This is a genomic window from Ruegeria sp. CH11, assembly GCF_056537105.1.
The window spans coordinates 91,259-112,359 of the sequence record NZ_JBQFQX010000005.1 but is presented as its reverse complement, the minus strand read 5'-3'; the positions used below and the strand labels follow the sequence as shown (position 1 = coordinate 112,359).

The following is a 21,101-nucleotide window of genomic DNA, read 5'->3' as shown; positions in this document are numbered from 1 at the left end:
CTATTCGTGCGGTTGCGACCAAGCTAAGCACCAAAAATCCCTCTTGCACATCCAACGCCTCAGGTATAGATGACCCGCCACGGTCGGAGTGTAGCTCAGCCTGGTAGAGCACTGTCTTCGGGAGGCAGGGGTCGGAGGTTCGAATCCTCTCACTCCGACCAATGAAATCAATATCTTAGTTTGATTTGAAGCCTTTCAAAAAATCCCGAATTTCTGTTGCGCGTAGCGAAAGCCCGCTATTGGCAACCCAAATCCTAACCGCTTCCGAAGTCGAGAGTGCCGGGCGAGTTCGGTCTGTGTTTCTACTGTGTCAACCCGAGAATACCCGTGTCTCTTTCTCCGACTCGACTCCGTAAAGGCAGAGACTTATAAAGAACAAATCAGGAACATTTGGTGTCTGGCATGTTCGATGGGATACAGCGTCGCGTCGTTTCCTTGTGGTTTCCCCGTCTCGCCAGTGACCGGGTTCTGCGGCGATGCCCGGTGGATGGGCCGTTTGCGCTGACGCTGAACCAGAAAAATGCCAATCGCCTTTATTGCCTCAATACCGACGCGCTGCAGCAGGGTCTGCATCACGGCATGTCTTATGCGGATGCCCGCGCCTTTTGTCCAAACCTGCAAAGCCGTGTGGCAGAGCCGGAACTGGACCAGCGGTTCCTGCACCTTCTGTGCCGATGGGCCACCCGCTATTGCCCCTGGGTCGGGCTGGAAGGAGAAGACGGGTTGGTGATGGACATTACCGGGTCGGCGCATCTTTTTGGCGGGGAAGAGGCGATGCTGGCGGATATGCGCAGCCGTCTGATGCGCGCCGGGCTATCGGTTCAGATTGGTCTGGCGGATACGCGCGGGGCGGCCTGGGCCTTGGCGCATTATGATGAGAGGATTGCCCCAAGCGGCAAGATGCTGGCCACGTTAAGCGCCTTGCCTGCCGCCGCTTTGCGCATTGACGAACAGATGTCGATCGCGTTGCAACGGCTTGGGCTGCGCAGCATTGGCGATCTGGCACAAGCTGCGCGCGGGCCACTGAACCGCCGCTTTGGACCCGTGCTGTTGCGGCGGCTGGATCAGGCTCTGGGCGCGCAGCCGGAAGAGATTTCTCCGCACCGCGCCCCGCCGCATTATGCGGTGCGGATGACCTTGCCCGACCCGATCGGCCTGCTATCGGACGTAATGGCAGGGACCGAGCGGTTGCTGATCCAACTCTGCGCAAAACTGAAAGCACAGGACATGGGTGCGCGACGTCTCTGTCTGTCTCTGCGCCGGGTCGATCAGGATCAGCAACAGGTCGAGCTGCGTCTGGCCCGTCCGTTGCGCGACCCCCACCGCATTCTACCACTCTTTGAACGCGGATTGGCCGAGATCGATGCGGGCTTTGGCATTGACATGCTGAGGCTTGAGGCCACCCAGGTGGAAGCCCTGCCCGTGCAACAGATCAGCCATGTCTCGGATGGCGGCAAAGACAAGCTGGACGATCTGATCTCGCGGCTGGGCACACGGATTGGCCTGGAAAACATCCAACGGTTTCTGCCCGCCGACAGCCATATTCCCGAGCGTAGTTTTATAATTGCGCCTGCGGCCTATTCAGAACCTGCCAGCAGTTGGGCCTGCGTCCAGTCGCGTCCGATTTGCCTCTTTCCCGCCGAACCGGTGTCGGGACAAGGGGCCCGCCCACCAAGACATTTTCGCTGGCGGCGCATGCCGCTGACCACCACCCGCGCCACAGGCCCCGAACGCATTGCCCCTGAATGGTGGCTGGATGACGAGAACTGGCGCTCGGGTCTTCGCGATTACTGGCGCGTGGAAACCACGCAAGGGCGGCGTTTATGGTTGTTTTACACACCGCAAAACCCGGGCTGGTTCGTGCAGGGGGAATTCGCATGACCGACGTCAACCATCCCCATCGCCTGGCCGAGGCCGCTCGGCGTGATGTGCTGGACAGTCGCGCGCAGCGGCAAAGCTATGCCGAATTATGCGTCACCACGAACTTCACCTTTCTGACCGGCGCCTCTCATCCCGAAGAGCTGGTGGTGCGCGCCGCAGAATTGGGCCTGTCCGCGCTGGCAATTACCGATCGGAACTCGCTGGCGGGGGTCGTGCGCGCCTGGAGCGCCTTGAAGCAGCTCAAACAGGACACACAGGACACCCTGCAAATCCGCTCTCACCAACGGGTGGACTCATCCTCTCGACAAGAGGTTGGAAACAGCGCCCCGATTGACAGGCCGCCCCTAACAAAGTTTCCAAAGCTTATCGTGGGGTGCCGATTGGTGTTGCAGGACAGCACGGTTGAATGGGTTGCACTGCCGCATGACCGGGCTGCCTATCAACGGCTGACGCGCCTGCTGACCGTCGGCAAGCGACGCGCAGAAAAAGGGCAATGCATTCTATACCCCAAGGATATGATTTCGGCCTGCAAAGGCATGAGCTTGATCGCCTTGCCTCAGGCGGGGCTGGACGAAGCGATCCGGGACATTCGATTACTCGCACGCCATTTCCCCAATCACGTCTTTCTGGGGACGGCCCCGCGCTATGACGGCGGTGATCAAGCCTATTTGGCGGCCTGCGCCCGGGCCGCGCAACGGGCATCAACCCCGATGGTGGCAGTGGGCGACGTTCTGATGCACCGCGCCAATCGGCGGCAGCTTGCGGATGTGCTGACCTGCATGCGCGAACATATCACCATTGATGAGATCGGCACCCGTGCCCTGCCCAATGGCGAGCGCCGCCTGAAAGCAGGGGCCGATATGGCGCGTGTTTTCCGGGATCATCCGGCCGCGCTGCGGCGCACGTTGGAGATCGCTGACAAATGCAGCTTCGACCTGAGCGAATTGTCCTATGAATACCCGCATGAGGAAACCGATGGCGAAGCGCCCCAAGAACGCCTGGAGCGCCTGGCGAAAGAGGGTTTGAAGCGCCGATACCCTGATGGCCCATCGGAACGGGCGATCCAGCTCATGCACAAAGAGTTGGCGGTCGTCAAAGAGCTTGAGTTCCCGGCCTATTTCCTGACCGTTCATGACATTGTGCAATTTGCCAAATCAAAAGGCATCTTGTGTCAGGGGCGCGGCTCTGCGGCCAATTCCATCCTGTGCTACCTTTTGGGCATCACAGATGTAAGCCCCGATCTGATCGCGATGGTCTTTGAACGGTTTGTGTCCAAATATCGGGGCGAGCCGCCCGATATCGACGTGGATTTCGAACATGAACGCCGCGAAGAGGTGATCCAGTGGATTTATGAGAAATACGGCCGTCACCGTGCCGGGCTCTGCGCGACTGTGATCCATTTCCGCACACGCGCCGCCATTCGCGAGGTGGGCAAAGTCATGGGGCTCAGCCAGGATGTGACCGCAGGGCTGACGGGTCAAATCTGGGGCATGAGCAATGGCGGAGTGGACATGGACCGGATCCGCGAGATGGGCCTTGATCCACAAGACCGCCGCCTGATGCAGACGATCCGGCTGATCGGTGAGATTATCGGCTTTCCCCGCCACCTGTCCCAACATGTTGGTGGTTTTGTCATCACCCGCGGGCGGCTGGACGAACTGGCCCCGATCGAAAACGCGGCGATGGAAGACCGCACCGTGATCTGCTGGGATAAAGATGACATCGATGCGCTGCGCATCCTGAAAGTGGATGTGTTGGGGCTGGGGATGCTCAGCTGTCTTCGGAAATCCTTTGAGTTGATGCAGCAGCACAACAACATCAGCCACAGCATTGCCTCTATCCCGCAACAGGATGAACCCACCTATGACATGCTGTGTCGTGCCGATGCCGTTGGCGTCTTTCAGGTCGAAAGCCGGGCGCAGATGAACTTTCTGCCCCGAATGCGGCCGCGCGAGTTTTATGATCTGGTCATCGAGGTCGCCATTGTCCGCCCCGGCCCCATTCAGGGGGATATGGTGCAGCCCTATATCCGCCGCCGGAACGGGCTGGAAAAGCCCGAGCCCTTTGGCCCGGAACTGGAACAGGTGACCAAGCGCACACTGGGTGTTCCGCTTTTTCAGGAACAGGCGCTGCAGATCGCTGTCGTGGGCGCCGGGTTTTCCGCTGAAGAGGCCGATCATTTACGCCGCTCGCTCGCAACGTTCCGGCGCATGGGCACGATTGGTAAATACCGGGACAAGTTCATCGCAGGCATGTTGAAGAACGGTTATTCTCAGGGCGTGGCCGAACGCTGCTTTGGTCAGATCGAAGGCTTTGCCGATTATGGTTTCCCCGAAAGCCACGCCGCGGCCTTTGCCATGCTGGCCTATGTGTCGGCCTGGCTGAAATGCCACCACCCGGCGATTTTTGCCTGCGCTTTGCTGAATTCCCAGCCGATGGGGTTTTATGCCCCGGCGCAAATTGTGCGTGATGTCCGCGAACACGGCGTGGAAACCCGTCCGATCTGTGTGAACCATTCCGATTGGGACAACACGCTGGAACGCCGCCCCGACGGGGCCTTGGCCCTTCGGCTCGGGTTCCGTCAGATCAAAGGGCTCAAGGAAGAGGACGCAAGGTGGATTGTCGCCGCCCGGGGCAATGGTTACCCCGACCCCGAGGCGCTGTGGCTTCGGGCCGGTGCCCGACCGGATGTGTTGGTGCGGCTTGCCGAAGCGGACACGTTTTCCGACATGGGCCTGACGCGGCGTGATGCGCTTTGGAAAGTCAAAGCCATTCAAAGCACCAAACCGCTGCCCTTGTTTGATGACCCCATCGATGGCGAAATTATCAATGAGCCAGATGTTCTGCTGCCCAATATGCAATTGGGCGAAGAGGTCGTGGAAGACTATGTCTCTACCCGACTGACCCTGCGCGCCCACCCGATGGAGCTTTTGCGCCCCATGATCCCCGGGCTTGTGACGCACGCGTCTTTGCCAGAGATCCCCCTGGGCCGTTACAGTGTCTGTGGCCTTGTCATCACCCGGCAACGCCCGGGCACGGCATCAGGCGTGATCTTCCTGACGCTTGAAGATGAAACCGGCGTCAGCAATGTGGTCGTCTGGCCCAAGGTCTATGAGCGTTTCCGGCGTACCGTCATGGGCGGACGGCTGCTCCGCGTTACAGGTTACCTACAGCGCGAAGGGATTGTCGTGCATCTGATCGCGCAGGATGTGCAGGACCTGTCACATAAACTGTCCGAATTGGGCCACCCGCAACCCGAAGCCCTGACCACCGAAGGTCCCCGGACAGATGATACCCCCAAAAACACCCGCTACCCCGCCCGCGCAATGCACCCTCGCGACCAGGCCAAGCGGCTATTCCCCAGCCGGGACTTTCACTAAAGCGAACGCACAGGGTTGGCTTGGGAAAGGTCCGGCGCAATCCGTATGGTTTCGGCCAGCTTCAGCGGTTGTGTTGCCCATCCGTTTGCAATGAGGGCCGCAGGAACGCTTGTCGCCGCCGCCAGTGCGTGCGGCAATGGAATACCCGCCTCAGCTGTCAGCACGCGAACAGCCGTGGTGAGATCCAGGTCGGCGCCAGCCAGAGTGCCGTCCTCTAGATTCAACCTGCCGTCCTTGCGGCGGATGACGCGACCTTCCAGCGTGAACTCTGACAGCGACGTGCCCGCCACCGCCATTGCGTCACTGACCAGGAACAACTTCCCGGGACCGCGTTTGGCATCCCACGCGGCACGCAGCGTTGCCGGATGTACGTGAACGGCATCGGCGATCAATCCCGCCGACATCTCACCGCAGGCCAGCGCAGCGCCGACTAAACCGGGCTCTCGGCTGCCAAGTTGGCTCATGGCATTGAACAGATGCGTGGCGCAGCGGGCACCGGCACCAACATAGTCCATGCAGGTTTCAAATGGTGCATCTGTGTGGCCCAATGAGACAATCGCACCGGCCTGCGTCAGAGCCTCAACCTGCGCCAGCGTCGTGCTCTCGGGCGCCAGTGTGACCATAAGGACCGGCAGGCGCGCCGCAGCCTCGATCATCGCATCCAGATCGGCCTGTTGCATCGGGCGGATCAAGGCGGCGGCGTGCGCACCCTTGCGCCGCTCGGACAGGTGCGGTCCTTCCAGATGCAGCCCTGCAACGCCGGGGACATTCTGATCAACGGCCGTGATGGCGGCGGCAATGGCGGCCCGCGTTTTCTCGGGTGTGTCCGTTATCAGCGTCGGCAGGATGCGGGTTGCACCTAAATCCCGATGGGCAGCAGCGATCTGCGCCAGCGTTTCGGCAGATGGGTCGTCATTGAACATGACCCCACCACCCCCGTTCACCTGCAGATCGACATAGCCCGGACTGAGAATGTCACCGGCCAGATCTTCGACCCGGTCATCAGCGGCTATCTGGGTGTCTGGGATGACAGCATCCAACAGACCGTTCCTGAAGCGCGCGGCATGACCTTCATGCAATGTGCTGCCATCAAAGATCAGGCCGCCCGCAAATGTCACCTGTGGAATGCTCATACCGTTTCAGTCACTTTTTTCAGGTGGCGCGGGGTGTCGGGGTCAATACCGCGTTGCGCGGCAACATATTCGACCATCCCGTAAAACGAGGCGATTGTCGGTATCGGATCCGTCATCCAGTGAGAGGTTCGAACATGCGGCAGCACCGTCGCCTGCTTTACGCGGCTGGTCGTGGCAAAGACTTCGGCCCCTTTCAAGGCCAACTGATCGGAGACATCGGCCATATTGGCCTCGGCCGCATCGCCCGACGACAGCGCCAGGACCGGGAACCCGTGATCAACGATAGAAACCGGTCCGTGAAGAACCTCGGCCGCTGAATAGCTTTCCGCGTGGATCTGACAGGTTTCCTTGAACTTCAGCGCCGCTTCGTTCGAGATCGCAAAAGACGTGCCACGCCCCAGCGTAAACAACGAGCTTCCGTCAACAGCATTTGCCACGACGCTCCAGTCACAGGCAATGGCCGCTGACAGGCTATCCGGAAGCCCATGGATCGCCCGCAGCAATTGGTCATCGCCCTTCACACGCGCGATCAACCAAAGACCTGTGACCAGTGAGGTCACAAATGTCTTGGTGGCTGCCACGCTCAATTCGGGTCCGGCATGGATCGGCAAAGTCGCGGTCGCCGCTTCGGCAAGGGCCGAGGCGGTGTTGTTGGTGATGGCGACCGAATAGGCCCCGCCTGCGGTCAGCGACTGCGTCAGTTGAACGATGTCAGGGCTTTGGCCCGATTGCGAAACCGATATGCACACCGCACCGTCGCACCGCATATCGACACCGTAGATCGACTTGACCGATGGCCCGACCGACGCCATCGGCAGGCCGAGCAACAACTCGGAGGCATATTTCAGAAAACTACAGGCGTGATCCGAAGATCCCCGTGCCACCGAGATCAGAAATCGCGGATCGCGGGCACGAATTTCATCGGCCGCCTTTGCAATCAGATCCGCGCCTTCCGTCAGCAGACGATCCACGGCGTCGGGTATCTCATTGATTTCCAGCCGCATTTGAGTGGTTTTGTCAGACATTTTCCCAGGCTTTCAAGTTGACAGGCGCAGCTCTGCCACGAAATCGTAGGCATCGCCGTGATAGATCGACCGGGTCAATTCGGCGACCCGACCACTTTCCAGATAAGAGGTCCGTTGGATGCGCAGCCCGGCTGTACCTTCTGCGACATCCAGAAGTTCAGCTTCGGGCGCTTCAAGATTGATGGCCGAGATCTTTTGAATCGCGCGAACCGGCCGAAAACCGGATTGCTCGAGAACCGCATAAAGCGACCCGGTCACTTCGGTCGGGTTCGGCAGGATATCCAGCGGCAGGGCCGCGCGCTCAAGCGCCATCGGCCGCCCCCCTGCTTCGCGCAGACGGTGAATGCGGGCAACCTGTTCATTCGCGGACAAACCCAGCGCCATCATCTCTTCCGGCGACGGCAGGAAAATTCCGCGTTCAAGCCATTTTGAGGTCGTCTCGTACCCGCGCCGCTCCATGTCTTCGGTGAAAGAGGTCAGGTGCGATAGCGACTGTTCGACCCGTGCCACTGGTTCGCGCACAAACGAGCCGGACCCTTGCCGCTGTTCGATCGCCCCCTTGCGCACAAGCTCTTGAATGGCTTTCCGAACGGTCACGCGCGACAGATCTGTCAGTTCAGCGATTTCGCGCTCGGGCGGCAGCGAACTGTTGGGCGGCAGGATTCCCTCTTCGATGCCTTTCTCAAGCCGTTGACGCAGTTGCACGTAACGCGGGCCGGGTGTCTGCCCCAACCACCCCTCGGGCCGCAGGAAATCAGCTACGCTCATGTTCGATCTCCCTTTGGTACGCACGCGCCAATGCCAGAGCGCCCGATAGCGGGTCGCCCAGAGGTTCGACCAGATCGGCCTGCATGGCTTTGGGCAGGTATTCGGCATAGAGCGGCCCGATTCCACCGGTCAGGCAAATCGGCAAGCCCGCGACCCAACCCAATTTGGTCATACGATCTGCCAGATAGCCTGCCCCATCCCGCAGTATTCTTTCGGCCAGCCCATCGCCACGCCTTGCGTGCTTCGTCACGATAGGCGCAAACGCGCCAAATTCACCGGGTGTCATTTTGGCGGCTGCCTGAACGATTTCGCTTGCCCCACCAAACGAAGACAAAATCTCATCCACCAATTTTGACGGCTGGGCCGTCCCATCAACGTTTTCAAGAGACATTGACAACGCTCGCCGACCGACCCATTGCGCCGACGCCTGATCCCCAAGAACTGGCCCCCACCCTCCGGCAAGTCTAACGCCGCCAGATGCTTGCGCCGCAATGAAAGACCCGGTCCCGCAATGCGCCACAAACCCGTCCTGAGGGCCCAAGGCCCCACGCAGCGCTGATGTGCGGTCATCTTCGATTCGAACTTTGTCAAAGGGCAAAGCCGCCGCGAGTCTCTCGGCTAATTCGTTGCCGGTAATACCCGCAAGCCCGAGATACGCCGGAACGCGCGCGAGCTCGTTCAATGAGCGGCCTAGGTGAGATGCCAAAACGCCAAGCCCTCGGCGCAATTCGAGGCAAGCCGCGTCAAAATCGGTAGTCACATTGGCGGCGCCAACTTCGACCCTATGATCTACGCCGCCACCGGAAACAGCGATCCGGCAGCGCGTCCCGCCGCCATCGGCGGCCAAAACGAGTGATTCCATAGATTGGTCCATGGAAATACCTTTATAATACCTTTTCGGAAATTTGAAGTCCTAAATATAACCAAATCACTGAAATTTCCCTTGTTTTTGTTAAGGCAAAATAAATGGTAGACTAATGGTATCTAAAAGGTATGATGCCAGAAGCTTTAGGGGAGAATCAGGTGACCACGCCAGTGACCGAACAATTGCACCAAGACGCACGCGGGCTCGACATCAGGCCGCTGCCCGAGGTCGCTGGTCTTCTGGCGCAGGCGCAAGCCGCAGCTGCCGCAGCCCCTTTGAACGCTGTAACCAACATTTGCGCAGGTGCAAAAGCCATGGCCGATACGATCCGGTCGGGCGGCGCTTTGCGCTATTTGGCTGCGGGATCATCGGGCCTTATGGCAGCGTCCGACGCACTGGAACTTGGGGGAACCTTTTCAATTCCGGCGGACCAGATACGCATCCACCTAGCAGGGGGTCTGCCAACTTCGGCCATGATGCCGGGTGACGTCGAAGATGTTGCCGATGAATTAGAAGAGGAACTGGACGATCTGTCCCCGCGGGACATTCTGATCACTGTGTCGGCCAGTGGAACCACCCCCTATACCATCGCCGCCGCCAAAATTGCCCGCGCGAATGGGACACCCGTCATTGGTATTGCCAATAACCCGAACACGCCGTTGCTTGAACTGGCCGATCACGCCGTTTTGCTACCTACCCCGCCCGAGCTGATCTCGGGCTCGACCCGAATGGGCGCCGGGACCGCACAGAAAATCGCGCTGAATATGCTGTCGACTTTGATGGCACTCGAACTCGGCCATATTCAGGACGGCATGATGATCAACCTGCGCGCCGACAATGACAAATTGCGCGCACGCGCCAATGGCATTGTCTGCCAATTGACCGGTGTTGCACCGGCAATTGCCGACGCCGCGTTGATGGCAGCAGATAGCAACCTCAAGCAAGCAGCCCTTATCGCCGCCGGTGCCAAAACACCGGACGAAGCAAGGGATTTGCTGCGCGACGCAAACGATCACCTGCGCCCGGCCATGGCGCAGCTGAAACACAACAACGAATCCATCAACCTGGGAGAAAACACATGAAACGCAGAGTTTTGAGCTTGGCCTTGATGAGCACCGCGCTCGTCGCAAGCAGCGCTTACGCCGAAGACGTCACACTGACGATTGAAAGCTGGCGAAACGACGACCTTACCCTATGGCAGGACAAGATCATTCCGGCATTTGAATCCGCTAACCCCGGGATAAAGCTTGTGTTTTCACCGTTTGCCCCCACTGAATACGATGCTGCGCTGAACGCAAAGCTCGAAGCAGGCTCTGCCGGAGACATCATAACTTGCCGCCCATTTGACCGGTCTCTGGGGCTCTATGACGGCGGACATCTGTCGGACCTGTCGGACCTTTCCGCAATGTCCAATTTCTCGGACGTGGCAAAAGCCGCTTGGCAGACCGATGACGGATCGGCCACGTTTTGCGTACCGATGGCGTCGGTGATCCACGGCTTCATCTACAACAAGGACGCATTCAACGAGCTGGGGATTGAGGTGCCAACCACAGAGGCAGAGTTCTTTGCCGCACTCGACAAAATCAAGGAAGACGGCACCTATATCCCGATGGCGATGGGAACCAACGATCAGTGGGAAGCCGCCACGATGGGCTATCAGAACATCGGCCCCACCTACTGGAAGGGCGAGGAAGGACGCATTGCCCTGATCGATGGCTCGCAAAAATTGACCGATGAACAATGGGTTGCGCCATATGCGACACTTGCGAAATGGGGTGACTATCTTGGCGACGGGTACGAAGCGCAGACTTATCCCGACAGCCAGAACCTGTTCACGCTGGGACGCGCAGCTGTCTATCCAGCAGGCAGCTGGGAGATCTCGGGCTTCAACACGCAGGCCGATTTCGAGATGGGCGCTTTCAAACCTCCGGTGCGTAATGCAGGCGATACCTGCTATATCTCGGATCACACGGATATCGGTATCGGCATGAACGCGGCCACAGAAAACCCCGAGGCCGCAAGGACGTTCCTCGCCTGGGTTGCGTCGCCCGAGTTTGCCAATATCTTCGGCAACGCCCTGCCCGGCTTTTTCCCGTTGTCAAACGAGCCGGTTGAGCTGGAAGACCCGCTTGCGAAAGAGTTCGTGAGCTGGCGCAATGATTGCGAAACAACAATCCGCTCGACCTACCAGATCCTGTCTCGAGGTGAACCAAACCTGGAACTGGAAACCTGGAACGCATCGGCCAATGTGGTACGGGGTGCAGAAAGCCCCGAGGATGCCGGCAAGCGGCTGCAAGACGGCCTGATCACCTGGTACGCACCACACCAGTAAAACCCAGGCCACTCACACCGGACGCGGCCAGGTCGCGTCCGGCCCCATTCCTCGGAGATTCCCATGCAAACCCGCCGCATACGCTGGCACATTGCCGTTTTCCTCGCCCCTGCGGTGCTGGTCTACACGGCGGTGATGATCTTCCCCTTGTTCAACACGCTGCGCCTTGCGCTGTTCACCGAGGTTGATCAAACCCGCATCTATGTGGGCTTGCAGAATTTCCGCACGCTGTTCTTTGACCCGATCTGGTCCGACCAATTCTGGAATGCCTTGGGCAACAATTTCTGGTTTTTCCTGATCCACATGCTGGTGCAGAACCCAATCGGGGTCGCGTTGGCCGCGCTTTTGTCCCACCCCAGACTGCGTTTCGCCGCGCTCTATCGGTCAGCAATCTTCATCCCGACCGTCCTGAGCTTTGTGATCGTGGGCTTTGCCTGGAAACTGATCCTGTCGCCATTGTGGGGCATTGCTCCGTCGATGCTGGACGCCATAGGTCTGAAATCGCTGTTTGCACCGTGGTTGGGCAAAGAAGAGTATGCTCTGACAACACTCGCGCTGGTCTCGGTCTGGCAATTTGTCGGCATCCCGATGATGCTGATCTACGCCGCCCTGCTGTCGATCCCCGAAGAGATCCTTGAGGCCGGAGAGATCGATGGCATCACCGGAGCGTCCGCATTCTGGAAGATCAAGCTGCCTTTGATCCTGCCCTCGATCGGCATCATCTCGATCCTAACATTCGTGGGGAATTTCAACGCGTTCGACTTGATCTATGTGTCACAAGGCGCGCTGGCAGGTCCTGATTTCTCGACCGACATACTCGGCACGTTCATGTACCGCACCTTCTTTGGGTTCCAATTGCAACTGGGTGATCCACATATGGGATCGGCCATCGCCGGGGCCATGTTCGCGATCATCCTTGTGGGTGTCTGTATCTACCTCTTCGGCATCCAGACCCGGATGCGCCGGTATCAGCTGTGAGGGTGAACAGATGAACAAAGCACGCCACAACCCGCTGAATACGGCCGCCATGCACGGGGCGCTGATCCTCTACACGCTGATCGCCTTGTTCCCGGTCTTCGTGATCATCATCAACAGCTTCAAAACCCGCCGCGCTATATTCCGCGAACCGCTTGCTCTGCCTGACGCGGAAAGCTTCTCTTTGGTCGGTTACCAAACGGTGATGAAGCAAGGGGACTTCTTCCTCTATTTCCAGAACTCGCTGATCGTCACTGTCGTATCACTCGCCTTCATTCTGCTGTTCGGTGCCATGGCGGCCTTTGCGCTTAGTGAATACCGGTTCAAGGGCAACATGCTGATGGGCCTGTATCTGGCGCTTGGCATCATGATCCCGATCCGCATCGGCACTGTCGCCATTCTCGAGCTGATGGTGGCGACCGGCCTGGTGAATTCGCTGTGGGCTTTGATCCTCGTCTATACCGCCCAAGGGTTACCGCTTGCGGTATTCATCCTGTCCGAATTCATGCGTCAGGTGTCGGACGATCTGAAAAACGCAGGCCGCGTGGACGGCTTGTCGGAATACACAATCTTCTTCCGTCTGGTACTGCCCCTTGTCCGCCCCGCAATGGCGACAGTGGCCGTATTCAACATGATCCCGATCTGGAATGACCTTTGGTTCCCGTTGATCCTGGCACCCTCGGAAGAAACCAAAACCCTGACACTGGGCAGCCAGGTTTTCATCGGCCAGTTTGTGACCGACTGGAACGCAGTTCTATCGGCGCTCAGCATGGCCATCCTGCCGGTGCTGGTGCTCTATGTCATCTTCTCGCGCCAGCTGATCCGCGGCCTCACTTCAGGAGCTGTCAAATGACCAAAGTTCTGATCGCTGGCCTTGGCAATATGGGCTTGAGCCACGCATTGGCCCATCACAACCACCCGGACGCGCAGATCGTTGGGTTGGTGAACCGGTCCGGTTGTGTAGATCATTCCGATCTGTCCGACTACCCGGCCTATTCGGATTTCCAAGAAGCGCTGGCCGATACCAGCCCCGATCTGGTGGTGGTCGCGACCTATTCCGACAGCCATGCCGACTTCGCCTGCGCGGCGATGGAGGCCGGGGCGCATGTCTTTGTTGAAAAGCCGCTGGCGACGACTGTGGCTGATGCCAAACGCGTTGTTGCGAAAGCCGTTGAGACCAACCGCAAGCTGGCGATTGGCTATATCCTGCGCCACCATCCTTCGTGGATGCGCCTGATCAAGGAAGCGAGCGATCTGGGCGGGCCTTACGTGTTCCGCCTGAACCTCAACCAGCAAAGCAGCGGGGCCGAGTGGGAGACACACAAGGCATTGATGCAGACCACTTCGCCGATTGTCGATTGCGGCGTGCATTATGTCGATGTGATGTGCCAGATCACCGACTCTGACCCTGTGCGCGTGCACGGCATGGGCCTGCGCCTAAGCGATGAGATCGCCGAAGACATGTACAATTATGGCCAGTTTCAGGTGATCTTCCAGGACGGCTCGGTCGGCTGGTATGAGGCTGGTTGGGGGCCGATGATGTCGGAAACCGCGTTCTTCGTGAAAGACATCGTGTCGCCCAACGGGTCGGTCTCGATCACCGATGGCAACAAGGGCGCGTCAGCCGATATCGATGGCCACACCAAGGTCGGTGGCCTTCTGGTCCACCGGCCCGAGGGTGACCAGACCATCGATATGCCTGATGAGCCCGGCCACCAGGAACTCTGTGATGCCGAACAAGCCTATATGTTGCGCGCTATCGCCGAAGACATCGACCTGACCAGCCACATGAACGACGCCGTGCAATCGCTGGCCATCTGCCTGGCCGCCGACGAAAGCATCCGCACCGGCCAACCCATTTCGCTGAAAGAGGCAAACGCATGACCGCCCTGACGCTTACGAACGTGAACAAGTCCTTTGGCAACGTCCATGTGCTGAAGGATATCAATATCGAAGTGGACGACGGAGAGTTTGTCGTCTTCGTGGGCCCGTCGGGCTGCGGCAAGTCCACCCTTCTGCGGGTAATTGCCGGGCTTGAAGATGTCTCGTCCGGTGAGGTCCGCATTGGTGGTGACATCGTGAACCTGACACCTCCGTCGAAACGGGGTATTGCCATGGTGTTCCAGAGCTATGCGCTTTACCCCCATTTGAACGTACGCAAAAACATGTCGCTGGCGCTGAAACAGGAAGGTCAGAGCAAGCAGATCATCGAAGAACGCGTCGCCAAGGCCAGCAAAATGCTGAACCTTGAGCCTTATATCGACCGCTACCCGTCCGAATTGTCCGGCGGTCAACGCCAGCGAGTCGCCATCGGCCGCGCCATTGTGCGCGAGCCCAAGCTGTTCCTGTTTGATGAGCCGCTCTCAAATCTGGATGCTGCCCTCCGCATGAACACGCGACTGGAGATCGCCAACTTGCATCAGCAGCTAGACGCCTCGATGATCTACGTCACCCACGACCAGACCGAAGCGATGACGCTTGCAGATAAGATCGTCGTCCTGCGCGACGGTCGCGTCGAGCAGGTCGGCAGCCCTATGGAGCTGTACAACAACCCGGCCAACCAGTTCGTGGCCGGTTTTCTGGGAGCGCCCTCGATGAACTTCTTTCCCGCCAGTCTGGTTGGCGAAAGTGCAGATGTCACAACCGGTATTCGCCCCGAGGATCTGTTTCTGGCGGATGACGGCCCCCTTGCCGCCCAGGTCACCCATGTCGAGCATCTGGGCGGAGACACAAACGTGATTGCGTCAATGCAGGAGCACCAAATCACCGCACGTCTGTTCGGCCAGCATGAAGTCAGCGCAGGTCAACCGATCCACTTTGGTTACCCGCCCGAGCGCACCTATCGGTTTGGCCCCAGCGGCGAACGCATCGTTTGAGGGCGCGCCTAGCCCAATAGGGCCTCGATCCTGGCAAGCGTCGCGGTGTTCACGGCAACGCCGTCTTTGCGCGCGGCCAGACGTTTCGCCCGGCGTCCGTCCCCAGGCAAATGCGCACCGTCCTGAAAGCGGATCGCCTCAACCAGGCCAGCGACACCTTTTTCGAACTGTCCGTTGGCCGTCGCGCCCGGATCGATTGCGATGAAGAACTGGCCGGTTTTCGGTGGACCCCCGGCAGTTCCCGAGAATGGCGAAGCATTGATGCCCAGAGTCGCGCCTGTAAGCGCTGCGGCAAACAACTCGACCGTTAGAGCGATGCCCACGCCCTTGTAACCACCCGAAGGTGCCATAGACCCTTTCAGTCCAACCTCGGGATCGGTGGTCGGGTTGCCATCGGAATCCAGCGCCCAGCCCACCGGGATCGGTTTACCTTCGCGCGCATGTTTCATCACTTCGCTTTTTGCGATGGTGCTGGCGCTCTGATCGATCAACAGGGCGGGTTGGCCATCGGTCCCAGGGACTGCGATCGAGAATGGATTGGTCCCCACAACAGGCTTTGACCCACCCGAGGGCGCAATCGAAGCAGGTGCGTTGGTGAAGCCCAACGCAACCAGTCCGGCCTGCGCAAGCCGGTAGGTGTGATAGCCCAAAACCCCGCAATTATAGCTGTTCCTGATGGCAAGTACCGCAACGCCCTGCTCGCGCGCAGCCGGGATCAGCGTTTCGAACCCCAGATCAATGGCGGAATGGGCAAAACCGGTCGCCGCATCAACCGTAATGACCCCCGGTTTGGGACGAGACAGCACCGGCTTCGCCTGGCCATCAACTTTACCGCATTGCACATGCTCGGCATAGATCGGGATGTAGGCCAGACCGTGGCTGGCGACGCCGTCTGCCTCGGTCGCCGCAGTCGCTTCTGCCAGCGGGCGGGCGTTGTCCTCGGAGGTGCCCGCCGCGACCAGCGCGCGGAAAGACAGGTCTTCGATTTCAGCAAGGGTGAGGGTTCGTGTGTCAGTCACTTGGATGTCTCTTCAATCGTTATCGGAAAGCCCGGCCCCTGCGCCCAGCAGACGGGATTCCTCGGTTGCGGGAGCGTAGGTGCGGTGGGCGAAATGGTTCAGCACGGCCCAATCATCCTCTGCGGGATGCGCTCGGGATTGCCGTTTACGGTGGACTTCAGGGGCAGTACCGCGCGAAACGACAACCCTGCGTGCGATGTCGGGCAAATCATCGGGCGAGGCGAGACGTTCACCATCTGTGACCACCTCTAGACCGTCGAGATCCATCGCCACCGCGCACTCCAGCACACGGGCTGTGTTCGCGGCAAAAGGTAACAGCAAAGCTGGCGATACCACGGACTGCATCTCGATCGGACCTTCAGCAAGCAAAAGCGCATAGTCCGACAGCAGCGGCCCAGCGGACAAGGGGCACAGATCACCGTCACCCAGCCAGAGGCCATCAACCTGCTGCGGACGATGTGCGGCAAGGTTTGATGCCAAACCAAGCGACAGCAAGCGAGCCAGGGCACCAGCCCCGTCCATCCCCTCGGCGCATAGCCAACGGGTCGCTTTTGACGCCTCTTCCGCCTGACCCCAACTATAGCCCGCGCCGCGGGTGGCCCGTTTGGCGGTCGCCTCCATTTCGTTCAGTGAAAGATTCATTCCGGCACCTGCGGATAGACCCAAAGATCTGCATTATCGCCAGTCAATTCCTCGGGGTACGGCGCACCGGCATACATACAGATACGCACCCAGCGATCTGAACGGGGATCAAAATGTGTGGCACCAAAGAACGATAGCTTTGCCCGCAGCATATCAATCGGCGCCACCGAAGAGCTGATCGTGTTGTCGCAAATTTCGCCATAAGGCGCGATGCCGTTCATCTGAATGCGCCGGATCGTGTGGCGATGTTCGGGGTGACGCAGCAGAAACTCGGCAACCGGTTTGGCATTGTCCCATTCGCCAAGCGCGGCATAGGCCGCCGCCGCATCGCGGGCCGGGGCCAGCGGTTGTTCATAATCGGAAATCGGCTCTTCAAACCGTTCGCCTAATCGGGGTTCCAGCTTTTCCTCGGACACATACCAGGCCCGGGCGCAGTTTTCAGCAGCCGCCCAATCCAATTCCAACGCCCACCCGAACACCTTACGAATAAGGTCGCGCACGTCACCGATCTGCATCCGACCGTCGATCACAAACGCCTTGGGGTTGCTGTCGGCCATGTTGGCGGCAAGCCCGTCTACAAGATCCGCGTAAGGTTCCAGAGCCAACGAGGCCAGAAGTTCCTGCCCTTCTTCGCTGAGCGCGCTTTCCGACCAGCTCAGCATTCGGTTCCAAGGGTGATCGCTGACAAGGTTGTCCTCGGCAAGAAAGCCCGAGATCGCTTGCACATCCGTCTTCAGATTTGCCAGTTTCTCGACCTGAATCGGATGTTCCGACCGCCACCAAGAGATCGAAAGCCGACTGCGTTCAAAGATTTGACGGAAGGTCTCCGCTTCGGCCACTGTTGCGGTCTCCAAGGATCGGACGCGCGCGATGGCTTCCTCTCTCGCCATGATCCAGTTGTTGAACAGGACTGGGTGGTTGATGATGAACGGTGCCATGCCGAGGCCGGTGGAATTGCCAATGCCCAACCACTGGGCGATGCCTGAATCTAGTTTGGCGGTCTTCTCGCCGCCCTTGGCGTTTGCCATGTGCTGCACCAGATCCCGAACAAAGGCGCGGGTCAGAAACACGGACAACATCTCGGCCTGAAACGGTGCGCTTGTTTCCGGACGTCCGGCGATTTTCTCGCGATCTGCTGCGCCAAATTTGCCTGATCCATACACGGCGGTCGTGCGCATCAGGTAGCCGACCTGGTAGATCTGCTCCAAATCCGGCTGCGTCCCATTGGCAAGGGCATCAACCACATGGGCCCACAACCGGACCGAGCGGTTGGCCCGCGACAATGACAACTCGCTTTCACTGACACGCCCAGCCTCTTGTAACGGTACGTTTTGCGCCAAACGGTCGATATCGGCTTTGGTCGGGATACCGTCAAACAAGGCAAATGTCGCGTCCCAGGCATCGGCGATGACCCGGTCCGAACGTTTCTCGGGCGGCAGGTCATGCGCGAAAGCAACCAGTGAATATGCCCGTTCCGGTCCGTGGGCGGTGTAGACAGCACGCCCGACGCCGTTGTCGTCGATGTCAAACACCGGACGCGAGAACGACCAATTCTCCCGTGCCATACGGCGCGTCAATTGCCGCATGAAACTCAATCGGCATTGATGCAGCGACCCCAATCGCGACAGGCGCATGACGGTCGCAGGATCCCGTGTCCCGAATTGTGTCTGCGCCGTTTCCATGCTGTTACCCCCGAGAGACAAAGTTTTCGGCGAAGAACCGATACCAGTTTCCACCCATGATCCCGGCCACTTCGTCGTCATTCAGACCGGTTGCGCGCAACCCTTTTTCAATATTCCCAAAGTCCCGATTGTCACTGAACCACGCCGGCATCGGCGGGAAACCGGGATTGCTGGCCGACCCCTCACCATAGTCGATTTGTTTGCTCCACCGGCCGACGCGCATCCATTCGACCACGCTGTCGGGCTGATCCTGGCACAGGTCCGTGCCGATCCCGAGATGTTCGGCGCCATATTTTTCAGCGGTCCGTGCGATCATCTCGCAAAAACTCTCCAACGTGCAGTCAGACTTGTCCTTCAGGTGATGAGGATAGACCGAAAATCCCAACATCCCACCATTTCCGGTGACCGCGCGGATCACCGTTTCACGCTTGTTGCGCAGCGCGGGCGACCACTCATGCGGGTTCGCGTGGGTGATGGCAATGGGGCGCTCGGACAGTTCTGCCGCTTCAATCGTGGACCGATCTGCCGAGTGGCTCATGTCGACCACAAGGCCAACGCGGTTCATCTCTTTGACAACCTGACGGCCCATTCGCGTCAGGCCGGTATCTTCGGCCTCGTAGCAACCTGTCGCCAGCAAGGACTGATTGTTATAGGTCAGCTGCATGAACCGCGCGCCCAGCGTGTGCACGATTTCGACCAAGCCAATATCATCTTCGATGGGTGACGGATTCTGAAACCCAAAGAAAATTGCCGTGCGACCGGTTTCCCGTGCCTCGTCGATATCGCTGGCCCACAGGCCCTTCATGATTAGATCCGGGTATTGTTCGAACCACCTGTTCCATTGTTCAAAGTTCAGAACCGTTTCCCGGAAATTCTCATGATAGGCGATGGTGACATGAACCGCATCCACGCCACCTTCGCGCAACTGTCGAAAAATCTTTTCCGACCAATTGGCGTATTGCAGGCCGTCGATCCGCATCACACCGGCGTTCCGGAGCTGATATATGCGGTTTTGACCGTGGTGTAGAACTCGGCCGCTGCCTTGCCCTGCTCACGCGGGCCGTACGAGCTGTCGCCGCGTCCGCCAAAGGGCACGTGATAGTCGGTGCCTGCGGTTGGCAGGTTCACGGTGACAACCCCTGTACGCGCGTTCCGACGGAAATGCGTGGCACGCGCCAGGCTTTGTGTGACAATGCCCGAAGTCAGACCGAAATTGGTATCGTTCACCGTCGCCAGCGCCTCGTCATAGCTGTCAACTTTGATGACCGAGGTCAGCGGGGCAAACATCTCTTCCCGGTTGATGCGCATGTCGTTGGTTGTATTCAGGAACACGCCGGGGCTCATGTAATAGCCATCGTGGGGCATATCCAAACGCTGCCCACCGTAAGCCAGTTCGGCACCTTCGGACTTACCCAGATCGACATAGGCCAGGTTCTCGGTCAACTGCTGCTGGCTAACAACCGGACCCATCTGGGTGCCATCCTCTAGCGCATGGCCAACTTTCATCGCCTGCGCACCTGTCACCAGCTTTTCAACGAACGCGTCGTGAATCGCCGAATGAACGATCAGGCGCGATGAGGCGGTACATTTCTGACCGGTGCCCCCAAAGGCCCCACCCAACGCCAGAGACACCGCCAGATCGAGATCGGCGTCATCCATTACGGCCAATGCGTTTTTCGACCCCATTTCCATTTGAACCTTGGTTAGGTTCTGGATTGCAGCGGCTGCAATACCCTTGCCGACCGGCACCGAGCCGGTGAATGAAATGGCATTGACCTTGGGGCTTTCCACCAGCCGTTGCCCAATGGACCGGCCCGAACCCATGACAAGGCTGAACAGACCTTTGGGAATATCCTGACGGTTGATGATCTCGGTCAGTGCGACAGCGGAAGCAGGCGTGATATTTGCGGGTTTCCAGACCACTGCGTTGCCGTAGCACAGCGCCGGTGCAATCTTCCACGATGCGGTGGCGGTCGGGAAGTTCCAGGGGCTGATGATCGCAACCACACCGACGGCCTCGCGCCGGACGTCGATCTCGATATCGGGGCGCACGGAATCCGCGTTCTCGCCAATCTGACGCAAACACTCGGCGGCGTAATAGGTGAAAAACTGACCGGCGCGGAAAACCTCGCCCTTGCCTTCTGCAAGCGGCTTGCCCTCTTCCCGGCTGAGAAGTGTGCCCAGCTCTTCGGCCCGGGCCATCAGTTCGTTGCCGATGTTCATCAGCACGGCCTGCTTGCGCTCGAGCCCATAGGCTGCCCACTCGGCCTGCGCGATGCGCGCCTGATCCAAAGTCGCCTCAAGCTGATCTGCGCTGGCCTGCGCGTAGAGCCCTATCACGTCGCTCAGATCTGAAGGGTTGCGGTTTTCAATCTCGCTTTCGCCAGTCAGCCATTCGCCGGCGATCAGGTTCAGGTTGTTCACGGTAAGCCCCAGGTCAAAAAATGGTTGGGAGCAGAATGGACTTTGCGACCCACATCAGTCAAACTCAAACAACTTAAAGAAACTTCAGGAAATTTGAAT

Annotated in this window: 17 protein-coding genes and 1 tRNA gene; 9 read left to right on the top strand and 9 right to left on the bottom strand. The window is 59.0% G+C overall.

Annotation, left to right across the window (positions count from 1 at the left end; translation table 11 throughout):
* Positions 1–84 precede the first annotated feature (84 nt).
* From ACR0LX_RS10265 to ACR0LX_RS10255, 3 genes are all read left to right on the top strand, one after another.
* Positions 85–161: transfer RNA gene (locus tag ACR0LX_RS10265), tRNA-Pro, on the top strand.
* A gap of 241 nt (positions 162–402) precedes the next feature.
* Positions 403–1,881 (top strand): Y-family DNA polymerase, encoded by a 1,479-nt coding sequence (locus ACR0LX_RS10260; RefSeq protein ID WP_480783773.1) that lies wholly within the window; start codon positions 403–405, stop codon positions 1,879–1,881.
* On the top strand, positions 1,878–5,261 hold the full coding sequence (locus ACR0LX_RS10255) for an error-prone DNA polymerase (protein WP_480783635.1): 3,384 nt from the start codon (positions 1,878–1,880) through the stop codon (positions 5,259–5,261). Before ACR0LX_RS10260 ends, ACR0LX_RS10255 begins: the two co-directional genes overlap by 4 nt.
* Here the strand turns inward: ACR0LX_RS10255 and nagA are convergent.
* Genes nagA through ACR0LX_RS10235 form a run of 4 tightly spaced genes read right to left on the bottom strand, consistent with a single transcriptional unit; the run spans position 5,258 to position 9,049 of the window.
* Positions 5,258–6,394, bottom strand: coding sequence for an N-acetylglucosamine-6-phosphate deacetylase (nagA, locus tag ACR0LX_RS10250; protein ID WP_480783634.1), 1,137 nt, complete (start codon positions 6,392–6,394; stop codon positions 5,258–5,260). The two genes, ACR0LX_RS10255 and nagA, sit on opposite strands and share 4 nt — an antisense overlap.
* Positions 6,391–7,419 (bottom strand): SIS domain-containing protein, encoded by a 1,029-nt coding sequence (locus ACR0LX_RS10245; RefSeq protein ID WP_480783633.1) that lies wholly within the window; start codon positions 7,417–7,419, stop codon positions 6,391–6,393. The genes nagA and ACR0LX_RS10245 overlap by 4 nt, the downstream gene beginning before the upstream one ends.
* A 12-nt stretch (positions 7,420–7,431) precedes the next feature.
* A complete protein-coding gene (locus ACR0LX_RS10240; RefSeq protein ID WP_480783632.1) occupies positions 7,432–8,187 on the bottom strand; it encodes a GntR family transcriptional regulator in 756 nt (251 codons plus the stop codon).
* The gene (locus ACR0LX_RS10235; RefSeq protein WP_480783631.1) at positions 8,174–9,049 is read right to left on the bottom strand and encodes a glucosamine kinase nucleotide-binding domain-containing protein; all 876 of its coding nucleotides are present in this window, start codon (positions 9,047–9,049) and stop codon (positions 8,174–8,176) included. The genes ACR0LX_RS10240 and ACR0LX_RS10235 overlap by 14 nt, the downstream gene beginning before the upstream one ends.
* Positions 9,050–9,210: 161 nt before the next feature.
* On the opposite strand from ACR0LX_RS10235, the gene ACR0LX_RS10230 reads away from it, so the two are divergent.
* The 6 genes from ACR0LX_RS10230 to ACR0LX_RS10205 all read left to right on the top strand — a co-directional run bounded on the left by ACR0LX_RS10230 (position 9,211) and on the right by ACR0LX_RS10205 (position 15,235).
* Positions 9,211–10,134, top strand: a complete 924-nt coding sequence (locus tag ACR0LX_RS10230) for an N-acetylmuramic acid 6-phosphate etherase (protein ID WP_480783630.1) — start codon at positions 9,211–9,213, stop codon at positions 10,132–10,134.
* The gene (locus ACR0LX_RS10225; protein WP_480783629.1) at positions 10,131–11,384 is read left to right on the top strand and encodes an ABC transporter substrate-binding protein; all 1,254 of its coding nucleotides are present in this window, start codon (positions 10,131–10,133) and stop codon (positions 11,382–11,384) included. Before ACR0LX_RS10230 ends, ACR0LX_RS10225 begins: the two co-directional genes overlap by 4 nt.
* A 63-nt stretch (positions 11,385–11,447) precedes the next feature.
* A complete protein-coding gene (locus ACR0LX_RS10220) occupies positions 11,448–12,362 on the top strand; it encodes a carbohydrate ABC transporter permease (protein WP_480783628.1) in 915 nt (304 codons plus the stop codon).
* Positions 12,363–12,372: 10 nt separating this feature from the next.
* Positions 12,373–13,212, top strand: coding sequence for a carbohydrate ABC transporter permease (locus tag ACR0LX_RS10215; protein WP_480783627.1), 840 nt, complete (start codon positions 12,373–12,375; stop codon positions 13,210–13,212).
* Positions 13,209–14,243, top strand: a complete 1,035-nt coding sequence (locus ACR0LX_RS10210) for a Gfo/Idh/MocA family protein (RefSeq protein WP_480783626.1) — start codon at positions 13,209–13,211, stop codon at positions 14,241–14,243. Before ACR0LX_RS10215 ends, ACR0LX_RS10210 begins: the two co-directional genes overlap by 4 nt.
* Positions 14,240–15,235 (top strand): ABC transporter ATP-binding protein, encoded by a 996-nt coding sequence (locus ACR0LX_RS10205; RefSeq protein WP_480783625.1) that lies wholly within the window; start codon positions 14,240–14,242, stop codon positions 15,233–15,235. The genes ACR0LX_RS10210 and ACR0LX_RS10205 overlap by 4 nt, the downstream gene beginning before the upstream one ends.
* 8 nt (positions 15,236–15,243) lie before the next feature.
* On the opposite strand, the gene ACR0LX_RS10200 is transcribed toward ACR0LX_RS10205, so the two are convergent.
* The 5 genes from ACR0LX_RS10200 to ACR0LX_RS10180 are packed head-to-tail and all read right to left on the bottom strand — an operon-like array spanning position 15,244 to position 21,002.
* Positions 15,244–16,254: an Ldh family oxidoreductase gene (locus ACR0LX_RS10200; RefSeq protein WP_480783624.1), complete on the bottom strand. Its 1,011-nt coding sequence runs from the start codon at positions 16,252–16,254 to the stop codon at positions 15,244–15,246.
* A gap of 12 nt (positions 16,255–16,266) precedes the next feature.
* Positions 16,267–16,896 (bottom strand): DUF3726 domain-containing protein, encoded by a 630-nt coding sequence (locus ACR0LX_RS10195; RefSeq protein WP_480783623.1) that lies wholly within the window; start codon positions 16,894–16,896, stop codon positions 16,267–16,269.
* The gene (locus ACR0LX_RS10190) at positions 16,893–18,578 is read right to left on the bottom strand and encodes a hypothetical protein (protein ID WP_480783622.1); all 1,686 of its coding nucleotides are present in this window, start codon (positions 18,576–18,578) and stop codon (positions 16,893–16,895) included. Before ACR0LX_RS10190 ends, ACR0LX_RS10195 begins: the two co-directional genes overlap by 4 nt.
* Positions 18,579–18,582: 4 nt before the next feature.
* A complete protein-coding gene (locus ACR0LX_RS10185; RefSeq protein WP_480783772.1) occupies positions 18,583–19,557 on the bottom strand; it encodes a membrane dipeptidase in 975 nt (324 codons plus the stop codon).
* A complete protein-coding gene (locus tag ACR0LX_RS10180; RefSeq protein ID WP_480783621.1) occupies positions 19,557–21,002 on the bottom strand; it encodes an aldehyde dehydrogenase family protein in 1,446 nt (481 codons plus the stop codon). The genes ACR0LX_RS10185 and ACR0LX_RS10180 overlap by 1 nt, the downstream gene beginning before the upstream one ends.
* Positions 21,003–21,101: the final 99 nt, after the last annotated feature.

Excerpts from the sequence above, each read along its gene's own strand:
- ACR0LX_RS10260 (WP_480783773.1), top strand. The coding sequence starts at position 403 with ATGTTCGATGGGATACAGCGTCGCGTCGTTTCCTTGTGGTTTCCCCGT.
- ACR0LX_RS10255 (WP_480783635.1), top strand. The coding sequence starts at position 1,878 with ATGACCGACGTCAACCATCCCCATCGCCTGGCCGAGGCCGCTCGGCGT.
- nagA (WP_480783634.1), bottom strand. The coding sequence starts at position 6,394 with ATGAGCATTCCACAGGTGACATTTGCGGGCGGCCTGATCTTTGATGGC.
- ACR0LX_RS10245 (WP_480783633.1), bottom strand. The coding sequence starts at position 7,419 with ATGTCTGACAAAACCACTCAAATGCGGCTGGAAATCAATGAGATACCC.
- ACR0LX_RS10240 (WP_480783632.1), bottom strand. The coding sequence starts at position 8,187 with ATGAGCGTAGCTGATTTCCTGCGGCCCGAGGGGTGGTTGGGGCAGACA.
- ACR0LX_RS10235 (WP_480783631.1), bottom strand. The coding sequence starts at position 9,049 with ATGGAATCACTCGTTTTGGCCGCCGATGGCGGCGGGACGCGCTGCCGG.
- ACR0LX_RS10225 (WP_480783629.1), top strand. The coding sequence starts at position 10,131 with ATGAAACGCAGAGTTTTGAGCTTGGCCTTGATGAGCACCGCGCTCGTC.
- ACR0LX_RS10220 (WP_480783628.1), top strand. The coding sequence starts at position 11,448 with ATGCAAACCCGCCGCATACGCTGGCACATTGCCGTTTTCCTCGCCCCT.
- ACR0LX_RS10215 (WP_480783627.1), top strand. The coding sequence starts at position 12,373 with ATGAACAAAGCACGCCACAACCCGCTGAATACGGCCGCCATGCACGGG.
- ACR0LX_RS10210 (WP_480783626.1), top strand. The coding sequence starts at position 13,209 with ATGACCAAAGTTCTGATCGCTGGCCTTGGCAATATGGGCTTGAGCCAC.
- ACR0LX_RS10205 (WP_480783625.1), top strand. The coding sequence starts at position 14,240 with ATGACCGCCCTGACGCTTACGAACGTGAACAAGTCCTTTGGCAACGTC.
- ACR0LX_RS10195 (WP_480783623.1), bottom strand. The coding sequence starts at position 16,896 with ATGAATCTTTCACTGAACGAAATGGAGGCGACCGCCAAACGGGCCACC.
- ACR0LX_RS10190 (WP_480783622.1), bottom strand. The coding sequence starts at position 18,578 with ATGGAAACGGCGCAGACACAATTCGGGACACGGGATCCTGCGACCGTC.
- ACR0LX_RS10185 (WP_480783772.1), bottom strand. The coding sequence starts at position 19,557 with ATGCGGATCGACGGCCTGCAATACGCCAATTGGTCGGAAAAGATTTTT.